This is a genomic window from Chitinophaga sp. YR627, assembly GCF_900114995.1.
In the GTDB taxonomy this organism is placed as follows: domain Bacteria; phylum Bacteroidota; class Bacteroidia; order Chitinophagales; family Chitinophagaceae; genus Chitinophaga.
In genome coordinates this window covers 1,924,646-1,938,489 of sequence record NZ_FOUX01000001.1, presented here as the reverse complement: position 1 = coordinate 1,938,489, position 13,844 = coordinate 1,924,646, and the positions used below count along the sequence as shown (strand labels likewise).

Genomic DNA, 13,844 nt, shown 5'->3' with positions numbered 1-13,844 from the left:
GCGTATCGGGCGGTTTCGGTGAAAAGGGTCTAAGTGTCGTTGAAAAGCCCCAATTGGGAGTCGGGCTTAGAAAAGCAATTGCAGTGTTTCCTGCAAAGCCTGTACACACAAGCGTTTCAGCGTATTGAACTGATCGGAAACCAGGGCTTTGTCGTAGTTAACCTCCACGCGTTCAAGTGATTCCAGGATCGGATACAGATGTGTTTCCAGTCCGATAAAGGAAATAGTGGTTTTCAGCGTATGTGCGGTACGACGTATATCCGTAGCAGCTTCCTCATCAATCGCCTTTTTAAGCATAGAAAGATCTTCCGGTAGCTGTGTGACGAACTGTGTCAGCATATTCTGTTCAAATGCTTTATCTCCGCGGGACAGCTGTTGCAGGTACTCCAGTTGTACCAGGGAGGATTCTCCGTTATACGGGTATCCGTTGTGCTGATACTGGTGTACATAATGCTCCGGCGTACTGCTTTTGCCGGTAAAGACCTGTATCATCCGGTAGAGTTCTTCTTCCCGTATCGGTTTGGCCAGGTATTCATTCATACCTGCCTGGAGGCACTTTTCTCTTTCTCCGGCCATGGCGTGTGCGGTCATGGCAACGATCGGAATATTGGAGTGTAATTCTTCCCTGATCTTTCTGGTAGCGGTATAACCGTCCATTTCAGGCATCTGAAGATCCATCAGGATCAGGTCGAAATGTTGTTTTGAGATGGCATTGAGGGCCTCCTGTCCGTTAGTGACCAGCTGATAGTGTAATTGTCTGTTACCCAGTAAGTGCTTCAGCAGGTTCTGGTTCATACGGTTATCCTCTGCTACCAGCAGGCGTATATCCGGCTGCTGTGGCAGGGTGAAATGTTCCTGAGAATAACCGGAATGGTCGGTCCCTTCGGCCAGCAATTCACCTTGTGTATAGGGGAGTTCTACCAGGAACGTACTTCCTTTTCCAGGCTCGCTCTCTACCCTGATGGCGCCATGCTGTAGTTCTACCAGTTGTTTTACGATGGTGAGTCCTAATCCGGTGCCCCCGTATTTACGGGTGATATCGGCTTCTGCCTGGTTGAAGCGGTCAAATATGGTAGCCAGTTTATTGGGAGAGATGCCAATACCGGTATCTGCGATGGTGAATAATAGCCGTACGCCGGCTTCATGTCCGCTGACCGGTGAGACCCTGACATTCACCTGGCCCTGCGGGGTGAATTTAATGGCATTGTTGATCAGGTTGACAAGTACCTGGGTGAGGCGCATGACATCCCCGTAAAGGATATCCGGTACGCCGGCCTCTATGTGGACGTTCAGGTCCAGTAATTTCTCCTGTGCTTTGGGCTGGAACATCAGTTGCAGGGAATGCATCATTCCCCTGAGACTAAATGATACCGGTTCCAGGCGCATCATACCTGATTCTATTTTGGAGATGTCGAGTATATCGTTGATGATATCCAGCAGGTTTTCGCCCGCGTGCTGGATAGAAGCCACATATTCCCTGGACTTTTCATTCAGGGGTTGTTGTTGCAGCAGATGGGTGAAGCCTAATACGGCGTTCATGGGCGTCCTGATCTCATGGCTCATATTGGCGAGGAACTGGTCTTTGACCACGGTGAGCTTCTTTTCCTGTTGCTGCGAATGGTCGAGTGCTTCAATCAGCTGTTCCTGCTTATAAATACGGCTGGTGATATAGAGGAATGACAGCAGACTGGATAAACACGCAAAAAAGAGCATGATGGTGCCCCAGTTTAAGGCTTTTTGTCCGCTGGTGTCAATCAGGTGTGTTGTCCGGTTCACTTCTGTCTGCCGGGTACTATCCAGCGCATGTAATATCACGTTGATCGCTTCGCCGAGACGTTTACCTTTCTGGGCATTGATCATCCTTTCGGCGGACCATTTCCCTTTCAGATAAAAGCTATCCAGTACGGCTACATTGAAATTATTTTTCTCGTCTACGAGGTAGTTCAGCTGGGTGAGGAGTTTTTCAGTACTGTCATTCAGGACCAGTTTATTGATCTCGCCGAGATCGGCTTTGATAACGGCGACTTCTGCTTCAATACCGGTGATATTGAGGGTATCCTGCGAAATAACGGTGCCACGTACTTTACTATCGGTTTTGGCTATATTGGTTTGAAGTTTCTGGAGCTCATTCTTTACGTTGAGTTCATCCAGCAGCTTTTCGTTGCCGGAGATGAGCTTACGGATGTTCTGAGCTGAGTTGAATTGCAGCACTATGAACAGTACGAGGCCTATTACGAACAGGCCCAGCAGGTAGTATTTGATCAGCTTTGGCTGCATAGTGCTCTGCGGTGTTTTGTTAAAATTACGAATTTGTACAGTGTATTTCTCTTTCGGGGAGAAGGTAGCTGGTTGACGCCATCGTACAGTAGGCAGGGATGATGATTTTCTCACAATGCGAATGACGAATCACGAATGTTGTAGCATTCGTCACCCGTCATTCGAAATTTTGAACCAAAATCCTATTTGTCGACAGCCCCTTATTTAGTGGCTTTCTTAGCGTGATGTTTCTTATGCATTTTTTTTGCGTGCGTCGCAGCCGCTGGTTTGGCAGGTTCCTGTTTAGCGTTAACAGTTGTAGCTTTAGTTGCTGCAGGTTTTACTGTTGCGTGTGCAGTTGTAGCTTTAGCTTTTGCGGTATGAACCGGAGTAGCAGCAAAGGTTGCGGTACCAGCGAAGATCATGGCAGCTGCCATCAGTGTTCCTAACTTTTTCATGACTGAATGTTTTGTTTGTGATTAACTAGTTTATAATTAGTAGTCCTTTTTAGCATGTTTGCATCAGCAATCGTACTGTTTTATTGTGCTTTTGTTTTTTGTTGTCCTTTTCTGTTGTTGTTTTCAGCACGATTGCCTTTGTTTGATTTGCTGACTCAAAGATAAGACGCCGCAGCCCAGTGTCCGGGCGCATTTGGGTTAACAGGCACGAGTCATCGGTGGAAAAGGACGAACTGTCGACGGGATACATTATATTTGTTCGCCACCGCTTTATCTCGACCAAAAAAATCCTCTTTTTACAATGAATCTGAAGACAACTGCCAGCAGTATTGCCTTGTTTTTGTTACTACAAAGCTCCTATGCACAACAAAAGCTGAGTGGTTTTAACGGTGAACATGCGCAACAGCAACAGGATCTGGAAGCCCGTTTCGACAAAGTACTGAGCGCTGCCGCTATCGGCAATAACATTAAGACGCTGTCGGCCAAACAGCATTATCTGGGCATGCCCCGGGATAAATGGGTGGCTGAGAATATCCTGCAACAATTCAAAAGTTATGGCTGGGATGCCCATCTGGAGACTTACCAGGTATTGTTTCCTACTCCGAAGACCCGGGTGCTGGAAGCCAGCTATCCTGCGGGTTATAAAGCTGTGCTGAAGGAGCCTGCACTGAAGGAGGACGGAAGTACGGGACAGCCGGATGAACTGCCTACCTATAATGCCTGGAGTGCAGATGGAGATGTGACGGGAGAACTGGTTTTTGTGAATTATGGTCTGCCGGAGGACTATGAATACCTCGAAAGACTGGGAATCGATGTAAAAGGGAAAATAGTGATTGCCAAATATGGCCGTTCCTGGAGAGGGATCAAGCCGAAAGTAGCACAGGAACATGGCGCGATCGGTACCCTGATCTATTCTGATCCGAAAGATGACGGATATTACCAGGGGGATGTGTACCCTGTGGGTGCTTATAAAAGCGAATACGGGGTCCAGAGAGGCTCTGTTATGGATATGGTGATATATCCGGGCGATCCGCTGACACCTGGCGTAGGAGCGACGGAAAATGCCCAAAGACTGGAAAGGTCTGCTGCTACTAATCTGTTAAAGATCCCGGTACTGCCCATCAGCTATCACGATGCTGCTCCCTTGCTGGCCGCGCTGGAAGGTCCTGTAGCACCGGAGGCCTGGAGAGGTGCTTTACCATTTACCTACCATATCGGCCCCGGAAAAGCAAAAGTGCACCTGAAACTGGAGTTTGACTGGAAAATGGTGCCTGCCTATAATGTGATCGCTACGATGAAAGGAAGTCAGTATCCTGACCAGTGGGTGATCAGAGGTAATCACCATGATGCCTGGGTATATGGGGCAGCTGATCCTATCAGTGGACTGTCCTCCCTGCTGGAAGAAGCAAAAGCGATCGGTGAACTGGCAAAAAACGGCTATAAACCGAAAAGAACGCTTGTGTACGCTGCCTGGGATGGTGAAGAGCCTGGTCTGCTGGGATCGACTGAGTGGGTAGAGGCCCATGCCGCTGAATTACAGCAGAAAGCAGTCGCTTATATCAATTCTGATGGTAACAGCCGCGGATTCCTGGGAGTAGGTGGTTCACACGCACTGGAACCTTTTATGGGTGAGATTGCCAGGAGTATCAGTGATCCGCAGACGAAAGTCAGCATTTTCGAAAGAAAACAGGCTTCCGACCTGGTATCTGCTGCCACTACGAAAGCGAAGAAAGATATCCTGGCAAAGAAAGAGATGACGATCAGCGCACTGGGATCAGGTTCTGATTATTCTTCCTTCCTGCAACACCTGGGTATTCCATCCCTGAACGTAGGTTTTGGGGGAGAAGGCGCTGGTGGTGAATATCATTCCATTTATGACACTTATGAGAATTACTCCCGCTTTAAAGATCCGGGATTTGAATATGGCGTAGCCTTGTCCCGTCTGGCCGGACATGCGGCCCTCAGACTGGCTGATGCAGATATGCTGCCATTTGATTTTCGCAGTCTCTCCAAAACGATCAACGGTTATACCACTGATCTGCTTTCCCTCGCAGAACAGATGAGAGAAAGCACCGCTGTAGAAAATCAGGTGATCAGCAATAATGCTTATCAGCTGGCAGGAGATGCTACCAAACCATTAAAGGCGCCTGTTGCTAAACCGGAAGTGCCTTATATTGACTTTTCGAAATTACAGAATGCCCTGGTTGCCCTTGATAAAACAGCACAGCATGTGCAGGATGCAAGGAAATCATCGTTGCCGGTTGCTAAACTGGATGTACTGAATAAAGCCCTGTATCAGGCGGAACAGCAGTTACTGCATGATGCCGGTTTGCCTAACAGAGCCTGGTATAAACACGTGATCTATGCGCCGGGATTTTATACGGGTTATGGTGTGAAGACAATGCCGGGCATCCGCGAAGCGATCGAACAACGCAGATGGAAAGAAGCGGAAGAACAGATCGGTATTGCGGCAACAGCCATTAACAGACTGACAGATTATCTGGAAAAGACACTTAATTCAATTAAGAATTAGGAATTAAGAATTAGTGGTAATTGTTTGCCGGTTTATTTCCAGGCGGACTGTTATCCAACAGCAGGAAGATACTGCGCAGAAAGAGGTGGCTTTTAGTCCACCTCTTTCTGCTATAGTCAGGTTATACTTACCTTCCGTTAATGCTACCTTTTTTACGCAGCACTAACGGAAGGTGAGTATAGTCAGACTATACTCAGACAATACACAGGCAGGCATATGCTTGTTAATCAGCCTCCCTTTTAAGAAGATCCTTACAGGAGATTTAGTTTGCTATTCAGTGCTGCGCGATAGGCATCTGCCACCGGCACTGCATTCTTCGCAATTACAATTGCACCATCCTCTATTGAATCGATCTTGTCCAGTGCGACGATATAAGAGCGGTGTACTCTCATGAATTTTGTCGCTGGCAGACGTTCTTCTATTGCTTTCAGGGTAGAATGTACCGCATGAAATTTCTGTGCAGTATGTAGTTTTACATAGTCACCCATCGCTTCCAGGTACAGGATATCATCCAATTTAACGCGTTTCAGGATGCCGCTGTCTCTGATGAAGAGGAACTCATTGTCTGTATCATGTACTTCCTTCGTACCGGCCTGTTGTAATTCCTTTGCTCTTTCAATGGCCTGGATAAAACGGGCAGGAGTGACCGGTTTGATGAGGTAGTCTGCTACGTGTAGTTCGAAGGCCTCTACGGCGTAGTCTTTCTTTGCGGTGGTGAAGATGATCACAGGGCCATTCTTACCTATATTCCGTGTTAGTTCTAAACCGTTCATACCCGGCATTTCTATATCCAGGAGAAGCAGGTCTATCTTTTCTTTCTGCAACATATTATATGCCTCTATGGCACTGGCGCATTCACCGGCGACCTGTAATTGGTCTACATGGCTGACCAGTTGTTTCATGGCGGTACGCGCCAGCTTGTTGTCGTCTATAATAAGGCAGTTCATACCACAAATATACTGAACCCGGTAACGTGGAATCAGACACAAGATTATAATTCCCTTAAAACATCACAGGAGGCTATGTATTATAAATTTGTTTAAATATCTTGCATGCGTATAAATGGGTCTCAACTTGAAACAGCTCAAAAGGCTTTTACTTTTTATTTCCTGTATCTTCCTGCTGCCTGCATTGCAGGGAGAGAGCCCTTTTACATCCTACTCTTCACATACTGTTTTACGGCCGACCAGCGTCAATACCATACATACCGAACAGGCGAAGGATCATGCTGTTTACAATATAGCTAATAGCCCATACCGGTATAAGCACCGTACAAGGGCGCTGAATGACTTCCACGAGTTATGTCTGTTCGTATCCAGTATCCGTATCAAAACGATACTGATCTATATCCAGCCGCATTACAAAGGATATAAAGAATCTTATATCAGCGTTGCTGTCACCCTCAGTGACTGGCGTGGGCCTCCTGTAGCCTGATCTTTCTGCTTTTTTCAAACATTTTTTTATTAATGCTGTAGGCGATTGTCTGCAGCCGGTTTAACACATGCTGTCAGTTATGAGTATGAAACATGCTGCAGGGATGTGGGTGATATTGCTATGTCTTCTGACAGGCCCGTCATCGCATGTCCGTGCACAGACGGAAGGGGAACATCTGCCTTTAGAAAAGGCGATTGCGCTGACCCTTCAACATTATCCGTCTTTAAAAGCGAAACAGACATTATCACAGGCAGGCGTCGCCCATACGACAGACGTCAGCCATAACTGGTGGCCTTCCGTAAAACTCGTGGAAGAGGCAACCGTTGGCACTGATAATGGTATTTATGGATCTTATTTTCCATTGGGGACGATCCCTTCCACATCAGGTGGGATCCGCGAAGCGAACCGCAGTGATGTGATGAGTGGTAATATCGCACTGGCACAGGTGCAATGGGAAGTCTACAATTTCGGCGCTTACCGTACCCAGCGGGAGGAAGCTATACAGCAACAGAAAGTGGCCGGTCTGGATGCTGATATCACCGCGAATGACCTCACTGTCGCTGTCGTACGTGATTACCTGGGTATGCTGCAATACCGGGCACTCATGCAGATTCAGGAGGACAATATAGAACGTACCCGTTCCGTACAAAGAGCGGTTACGGCCATTGTATTGCATGGTTTGAAACCGGGGGTAGACAGTTCTGTTGCTGCTGCTGAATTATCCAAAGCGAGACTTAACTACATCGATATACAAAACGCCTATAACAGTGTGCGCATGCATATGAGTATGCTCACCGGGCTTGACACCAGCGCCATCCGGCCGGATACGCTGTATAATACCGGTCTGCTGTCCTTACTGGCTGGTACTTCAGATACCTCTTCCGTGGCTATCTCTCATCCCGTATTACAGTATTATAACGGATTGCTGTTGCAGCAGGAAAAACATGGTGAAGTGATCCGTAAGGCAGCTTTACCGAAGGTCTCTATTCTGGCTTCGGGCTGGATGCGTGGTTCCAGCGGAGAATTCAACGATATCTATGGTAAGAACCTGCTGAACGGATTTGGTTTTAAGCGCTATAACTATCTCACAGGACTGGCATTGACTTACAACCTGGCGGATATCGGTCATACGAAAGATAAAATGCGGGAACAAACCTTAAAAACCCGTGCTTCCGCAGAGCAACTGCAAACTACACAGCTGGTGCTGGATAATAGTCTGCGTCAGGCGAAACTCAATATCCATACGGCGCTGGACAAACTACAGGAAATGCCTGCTCAGTTGAATGCTGCGAGAGCCGCCGCCTTACAAAAGATGGCGTTGTACAAGGGGGGACTGACCAATATTATCGAGGTAACGAATGCCCTGTATCTGTTAAACAGGGCAGAGACCGATCTCGTACAGACACGTAATGCCGCCTGGCAGGCGCTTTTTACGCAGGCATTTGCCGCGAATGCTATACAGGAACTGGTGCAACAACTGGAGCAGTCCCGTATGCAATAACATCAAAAACCGATTATTATGTCATTAGTTACCAGTGCACTGAAAAAGCCCTTGTCCGTAGTGGTGCTCACCCTCGGCATGTTCCTTTTTTCATTGCTGGCAGTTTTTAATATTCCTATTGATATCTTCCCCAAACTGAACCTGCCGACGATCTACGTCATAGAACCCTATGGCGGTATGTCTCCACAGCAGATGGAAGGTTTCTTTGCGACCCGTCTCCAGGATCAGTTCCTGTATGTGAACGGGATCAAAAATATCAGCAGTAAGAACATCCAGGGCCTGACCATGATCAAGCTCTCGTTCTACGAAAGTACCAATATGGCCGAAGCGTCTGCGCAGGTAGCCTTGCAGGTGAACAGGGCCATGAAATTCTTCCCGCCGGGCGCATTACCGCCACAGGTGGTACGTTTTGATGCGTCCTCTTTGCCGGTTGGACAGCTGGTGTTCAGTTGCCCGAACCGTTCTCTGAAAGATATCTATGACCTGGCTAATACGCGTGTCAGACCTATGTTCGGATCTGTACCCGGACTCTCCGCACCGCCGCCGTTTGGTGCGAACTCCCGTTCTGTTATTGTGAATGTGGACCCTAACCGTCTTCGTAGTTATAACATGAATGCCGATGAGGTGGTGGAAGCGATTGCCAGGAACAACGTCATGACGCCTTCCGGTAACATCCGTATCAACAATACGATGTATGTAACCACAATTAACTCGCTGGAAAAAGAAGTACAGGATTTCGGAGAAATCCCTATTACGACAAATGGTAATTCTACTGTCTTTATCAAAGACGTAGCTCGGGTATCTGATGCAGCCGATGTGACGGTGGATTATGCCCTGGTGAATGGTAAACGTTCTGTCTATATCCCGGTGGTGAAAACGGCGGATGCCTCTACCTGGGATGTGGTAAAACAGCTGAAGGCAAAATTACCTGAGATGCAGAGCTTATTACCAGAAGATGTACAGGTGACCTACGAATTTGATCAGTCGGTGTTTGTGATCAATGCGGTGAAAAGTCTGATGACAGAAGGTTTATTAGGCGCCCTGCTGACCGGTCTGATGGTGTTACTCTTCCTGAAAGACCTGAGAAGTTGTCTGGTGGTGGTGATCACCATTCCTATCGCCATCCTGGCGGCCGTACTGGGGCTGCAATTAGCCGGACAAACCATCAATCTGATGACACTCAGCGGACTTGCACTCGCCATCGGGGTACTGGTCGATCAGGCCACGGTGACGATCGAGAATATTCACCAGCACCTGGAAATGGGTAAATCGAAACGACAGGCTATTTATGAGGCGAGTGAGGAGATTGCCTTTCCGCTGTTGCTGATCTTATTGTGTATCCTGGCTGTATTTGCGCCTTCACTGATCATGTCGGGTGTACCTAAGGCGATGTTCCTGCCCTTGTCCCTGTCTATTGGTTTTGCCATGATCGCGTCTTATTTCGCTGCACAGTCACTGGTGCCTGTACTGGCTAACTGGTGGCTGAAAGAAGGGAAATTTACGCAGCATAACCACAATCATGAAGGGGGCTTTGAACGTTTCAAAAATCGTTTCGTAGCACTGGTGGAATGGCTGGGAAGACGTTCCCGTCTGGTGATCGGTGTGTATATACTCGTCGCTTTCGGGGCCGCAGGACTTGCCTTTATGACAATTGGTAAGGACCTGATGCCACATGTCAATACCGGACAGTTCCAGCTGCGTTTAAAACAACCGGATGGTACCCGTCTGGAGAGAACGGAGGAGAAGGTGCATCAGGTATTGCAGCTGATAGACAGTACCACTAATGGGAATGTAGCGATCAGTTCTGGCTATGTGGGATTAATTCCCAGCAGCTATGGTACCAGTAACCTGTACATTTTTAACAGTGGTACCCATGAGGCGGTATTACAGGTTAATCTGAACCAAGACTACAAGGTAGACATAGAAGAGCTGAAAGATCAATTACGGGACGTTATAAAGGCCCATATGCCCGAAATGAGGGTGAGCTTCGAACCAGTGGATATGACCGAAAAAATCATGGCGCAGGGGGCAGCAACACCTATTGAGGTCAGGGTTGCCGGAAAGGACATGCGGCAGATCGAAGGATTTGCCAATCAGCTGGTAGATAAACTGGGTGAGGTGGACTTCCTGAGAGACGTACAGATCGCGCAGCCACTGCATTATCCGGTGATCAACATCAATATCGACCGTTTCAAGGTGGCGCAGATGGGACTGAACATGTACCAGGTGGCCCGTTCGGTGACTGCCTCCACTTCTTCCAGCCGTTTTACGGAGAAAAACCAGTGGCTGGATGAGAAAGTGGCGTATACCTATCAGGTGCAGGTGCAGATACCGGAATATATCATGCAGACGATCAACGATCTGAAAGAGATCCCGCTGGTAAAGGGACAGGCCAGACCTGTACTGGGAGATGTGGCGACCTTCTCCAACAGCGAGATGCCGGGAGAATTTGACCGGGCAGGTACCAGGCGTTTTGTGACCGTGAGTGCCAATATTAAGGGCAAAGACCTGGGCGCGGCAACCAAAGTGGTGGAGGAAGCGATCCGTGAAATGGGTGATCCGCCGAGAGGATTGAAAGTCGAGATCAAAGGGAGTTCCAGTCTGCTGACAGAAACACTCGGCAGCCTACAGAATGGCCTCTTACTGGCAATTATCGTGATCTTCCTGTTGCTGGCGGCTAACTACCAGTCCTTCAAGGTGAGTTTTGTAGTACTGGTGACCGTTCCTGCGGTAATAGCCGGCGCTTTGCTGATGTTGCTGGCCACGGGGGCTACGCTTAATCTGCAATCCTATATGGGGATGATCATGTCAACGGGTGTATCAGTGGCCAATGCGATCCTTATTGTGACCAATGCGGAAAAGCTCCGGCTGGAATATAAAGACGCCTATAAGGCAGCTATTGCGAGTGCCGGATTGCGCTTGAGACCTATTCTGATGACCAGTCTGGCGATGATCGCCGGTATGATCCCTATGGCGACCGGTATGGGTGAATCAGGTGATCAGACGGCTCCGCTGGGGCGTGCGGTGATCGGCGGACTGATAGCTTCTACTGTTGCCGCCCTGCTCATATTGCCGCTGGTATATGCTGCTGTACAGCGTAAAGCATCTTATGAAGATCCTTCTCTGCTGCCTGAAAACAAGATCGACGAACCTAAAACTGCTAATATCCATGTATAAATATGTCTTCATTATAACATTGTCGGGCGTGCTGTTTACCGCCTGTCACCACGAAACACCTAAAAAGAAAACCAATGCTGCAAAAGACAGTAAAGGGAAAAGGTATGAACTGGTTTCGGTGGTAAAAGAACCTTTGTCTTCCAGTATACAATTACCCGCCGTGCTGGAAGCCTATCAGAAAGTAAGCATCTTTCCGAGGGTGAACGGATTTGTAAAGACGGTCAACGTAGACCGCGGTAGTGCTGTGCGTAAAGGGCAGGTGCTGATCACGCTGGAAGCGCCGGAGATCATAGAACAGTATTTTGCAGCACAGTCAAAGTACCTGCAGGCCAAAGCAGTATTTGCGGCATCTAAAGACAACTTCCAGCGAACCCTGGCGGTGAGCGAGACACCGGGTACTATTTCCGCACATGATGTGGAGGTAGCCAGTGCACGTATGGAGGCAGACAGTGCTATTATGAACAGCGAACTGGCCAATTTCAGGGCACTGGAGGCGACACGTAGTTACCTGACGGTGACGGCGCCGTTTGATGGTGTGATCACTGAAAGGAATGTGCATCCGGGAGCATTGGTAGGGCCTGGTACCCGTGTAGAAGGTGGTCCGATGCTGATGCTGGAGCAGGAAGACCGGTTGCGTCTGGTAGTACAGGTACCGGAGGTGTATAGTGCGCAATTGTCTGCCAGCAGACAGGTAAGTTTTCACGTAAATGCGTTGCCGGGTAAGTCTTTTGCCGGTAATATCAGCCGGCAGGCGGGCTCATTGAACGACCGCTACCGTTCAGAGGCAGTGGAAGTGGATGTGGTGAATAATCAGCACCAGCTAAAGCCGGGAATGTATGCGGAGATCTCTATTCCTGTGACGGGTTCGGTACAGGCGATGGTAGTACCGGCGAGTGCGATCGTCACTTCTACAGAGAAGAAGTATGTGGTGGCTATCAGAGATGGCCAGACCCGTTGGATAGATGTGCAGGAGGGAAATCATCACAGCGATTCTACAGAAGTATTCGGGAGTTTATTGCCCGGAGAAAAAGTAATTCTCCATGCCAACGATGAGATAAAAGAAGGGATCAAAATAGATTGAGTACGATAGGATGATTGAATAAACACCGAAGGTTGTATCATGTGATACAACCTTCTTCATTATGGTTCCCGTTTGTCTGTTTTTGCTCCGGCAGCATTTTTGTATCCACTTAAGAAAACGATTCATATGACACTGAAGAAATCAACAACACAGCGACGCGTGATCAAAGAGGTGAAACGTAAAAATGCTGGTGATACCAGCACTGCCAAAGCAGCTCCTAAGAAGGAGTTCAACGATGACAGGAATAGTACGCTGGAAGGGTATGATGAGAATGAATTTGATCCTAAGGACAAGGCCGACGAGCAACGAAAAAAGGCTTAGACCGTCCAGCCATAAGGGATGTATTCATTGTCGAAGGTACCGTCTTCATATAGATTGACCATTGCATATCCATTGTCTGTACGATACCGTTTTCCTTTCCACCAGTTGCCACTGACAGCGCCGTTGCTGATGTAGGTCACGCCATTGTACTGTATCTGCTCATACAGGTGAATATGTCCGCTCATACAGAGTTTTACATTCGGATGTTCATCAAAGAGGGCTACCAGGCGGGCAGAATCTGTATGCATAGAGCCCAGTCCCAGTTCGTAACCTACATCTTCTTTGAACTTATTGTCTACTACCACGGTTGCGGCAGACACGACCGGTACGTGTGAGAAGATCGCAACGGGCAGTCTGGTATTTGCTTCGAGGTCTTTTTGCAGCCAGTCAAACTGTTCATCGTCCAGTTTGCAGGTATACCATACACCGTCTTTTTTCGGCTGGATACTGTCCAGTACGATAAAATGCCATCCGGCTCTGTCGAAGCTGCGGTAAGGCTTTTCCAGGTGCATCATTTCCAGGGCGTATTTCTTACCGTAGAGGAGATCGGTTGTTTGTCCGGCGCCCCAGCAGTCATGGTTCCCGATACAATATTCTATCGGCAGACTGTTATCACTTTTCATCAATCCATGCCAGAGATTCCACTGTACTTCTACGCGGTCTTTCGGTTGCTTTAATGCATCCATGATACAATCGCCGGTATTCATGATAAAAGAAGGCGCATCTTTCTGTGCCTGTATATGGTGCAGGCATTTGGCGAGTCCTTCGGGTGCGTGCATTTCCGGTTCCAGGTGTACGTCGGTCAGGTGAGCGAAACGTAATACCCGTTTTTTCGGTTTGATGATATCAGATGTGTTGGCGGCAAGTATGCGGGAGCCGGGAATAGCGCCGATCAGTGCGCCGAGGCCGAGGTTTTTCAGTAAGGAACGACGATCCATATTTTCAATTAAGAATTAGGAATTAAGAATAAAGAATTGCAGTTGAATAGCCGGCTAAGGGTAATACTGGCTGACTGTTCGATGGTGCAAACTTATTGGCTGGCGGGTTCAGATGACAGTGGGAGCGTGGTTATTAATGTAAAAA

At 48.2% G+C, this 13,844-nt stretch carries 10 protein-coding genes; 6 read left to right on the top strand and 4 right to left on the bottom strand.

Annotated elements, in window-relative coordinates; all coding sequences use genetic code 11:
- Positions 1 to 66 precede the first annotated feature (66 nt).
- Both BMZ72_RS07135 and BMZ72_RS07130 read right to left on the bottom strand, forming a co-directional pair.
- The gene (locus tag BMZ72_RS07135; RefSeq protein ID WP_089806625.1) at positions 67 to 2,277 is read right to left on the bottom strand and encodes a hybrid sensor histidine kinase/response regulator; all 2,211 of its coding nucleotides are present in this window, start codon (positions 2,275 to 2,277) and stop codon (positions 67 to 69) included.
- 200 nt (positions 2,278 to 2,477) lie between these two features.
- Positions 2,478 to 2,714, bottom strand: coding sequence for a hypothetical protein (locus BMZ72_RS07130; protein ID WP_089806622.1), 237 nt, complete (start codon positions 2,712 to 2,714; stop codon positions 2,478 to 2,480).
- A gap of 301 nt (positions 2,715 to 3,015) precedes the next feature.
- Here BMZ72_RS07130 and BMZ72_RS07125 point away from each other — a divergent pair, with 301 nt between their 5' ends.
- Positions 3,016 to 5,247 (top strand): transferrin receptor-like dimerization domain-containing protein, encoded by a 2,232-nt coding sequence (locus BMZ72_RS07125; protein ID WP_089806620.1) that lies wholly within the window; start codon positions 3,016 to 3,018, stop codon positions 5,245 to 5,247.
- 251 nt (positions 5,248 to 5,498) lie between these two features.
- Here the strand turns inward: BMZ72_RS07125 and BMZ72_RS07120 are convergent, their stop codons facing one another.
- Positions 5,499 to 6,194 (bottom strand): LytR/AlgR family response regulator transcription factor, encoded by a 696-nt coding sequence (locus BMZ72_RS07120; RefSeq protein ID WP_089806618.1) that lies wholly within the window; start codon positions 6,192 to 6,194, stop codon positions 5,499 to 5,501.
- Positions 6,195 to 6,321: 127 nt separating this feature from the next.
- Here BMZ72_RS07120 and BMZ72_RS07115 point away from each other — a divergent pair, with 127 nt between their 5' ends.
- The 5 genes from BMZ72_RS07115 to BMZ72_RS07095 all read left to right on the top strand — a co-directional run bounded on the left by BMZ72_RS07115 (position 6,322) and on the right by BMZ72_RS07095 (position 12,761).
- Entirely contained in the window at positions 6,322 to 6,681 is a 360-nt protein-coding gene (locus tag BMZ72_RS07115; RefSeq protein WP_143087631.1) for a hypothetical protein, read from the top strand.
- Between the two features lie 79 nt (positions 6,682 to 6,760).
- The gene (locus BMZ72_RS07110; protein ID WP_177222707.1) at positions 6,761 to 8,182 is read left to right on the top strand and encodes a TolC family protein; all 1,422 of its coding nucleotides are present in this window, start codon (positions 6,761 to 6,763) and stop codon (positions 8,180 to 8,182) included.
- A gap of 18 nt (positions 8,183 to 8,200) precedes the next feature.
- Positions 8,201 to 11,359 (top strand): efflux RND transporter permease subunit, encoded by a 3,159-nt coding sequence (locus BMZ72_RS07105; protein ID WP_089806613.1) that lies wholly within the window; start codon positions 8,201 to 8,203, stop codon positions 11,357 to 11,359.
- Complete coding sequence (locus BMZ72_RS07100) at positions 11,352 to 12,440, top strand: efflux RND transporter periplasmic adaptor subunit (protein ID WP_177222706.1); 1,089 nt, start codon at positions 11,352 to 11,354, stop codon at positions 12,438 to 12,440. The genes BMZ72_RS07105 and BMZ72_RS07100 overlap by 8 nt, the downstream gene beginning before the upstream one ends.
- 126 nt (positions 12,441 to 12,566) lie before the next feature.
- A complete protein-coding gene (locus BMZ72_RS07095; RefSeq protein ID WP_089806607.1) occupies positions 12,567 to 12,761 on the top strand; it encodes a hypothetical protein in 195 nt (64 codons plus the stop codon).
- On the opposite strand, the gene BMZ72_RS07090 is transcribed toward BMZ72_RS07095, so the two are convergent.
- Positions 12,758 to 13,699 carry a metallophosphoesterase family protein gene (locus BMZ72_RS07090; protein ID WP_089806604.1) on the bottom strand — a complete coding sequence of 314 codons (942 nt, stop codon included), beginning with the start codon at positions 13,697 to 13,699 and terminating at the stop codon, positions 12,758 to 12,760. The two genes, BMZ72_RS07095 and BMZ72_RS07090, sit on opposite strands and share 4 nt — an antisense overlap.
- Between the last annotated feature and the right edge of the window lie 145 nt (positions 13,700 to 13,844).

Coding starts and splice junctions, on each gene's coding strand:
- BMZ72_RS07135 (WP_089806625.1), bottom strand. CDS start 2,277: ATGCAGCCAAAGCTGATCAAATACTACCTGCTGGGCCTGTTCGTAATA.
- BMZ72_RS07130 (WP_089806622.1), bottom strand. CDS start 2,714: ATGAAAAAGTTAGGAACACTGATGGCAGCTGCCATGATCTTCGCTGGT.
- BMZ72_RS07125 (WP_089806620.1), top strand. CDS start 3,016: ATGAATCTGAAGACAACTGCCAGCAGTATTGCCTTGTTTTTGTTACTA.
- BMZ72_RS07120 (WP_089806618.1), bottom strand. CDS start 6,194: ATGAACTGCCTTATTATAGACGACAACAAGCTGGCGCGTACCGCCATG.
- BMZ72_RS07110 (WP_177222707.1), top strand. CDS start 6,761: ATGAGTATGAAACATGCTGCAGGGATGTGGGTGATATTGCTATGTCTT.
- BMZ72_RS07105 (WP_089806613.1), top strand. CDS start 8,201: ATGTCATTAGTTACCAGTGCACTGAAAAAGCCCTTGTCCGTAGTGGTG.
- BMZ72_RS07100 (WP_177222706.1), top strand. CDS start 11,352: ATGTATAAATATGTCTTCATTATAACATTGTCGGGCGTGCTGTTTACC.
- BMZ72_RS07095 (WP_089806607.1), top strand. CDS start 12,567: ATGACACTGAAGAAATCAACAACACAGCGACGCGTGATCAAAGAGGTG.
- BMZ72_RS07090 (WP_089806604.1), bottom strand. CDS start 13,699: ATGGATCGTCGTTCCTTACTGAAAAACCTCGGCCTCGGCGCACTGATC.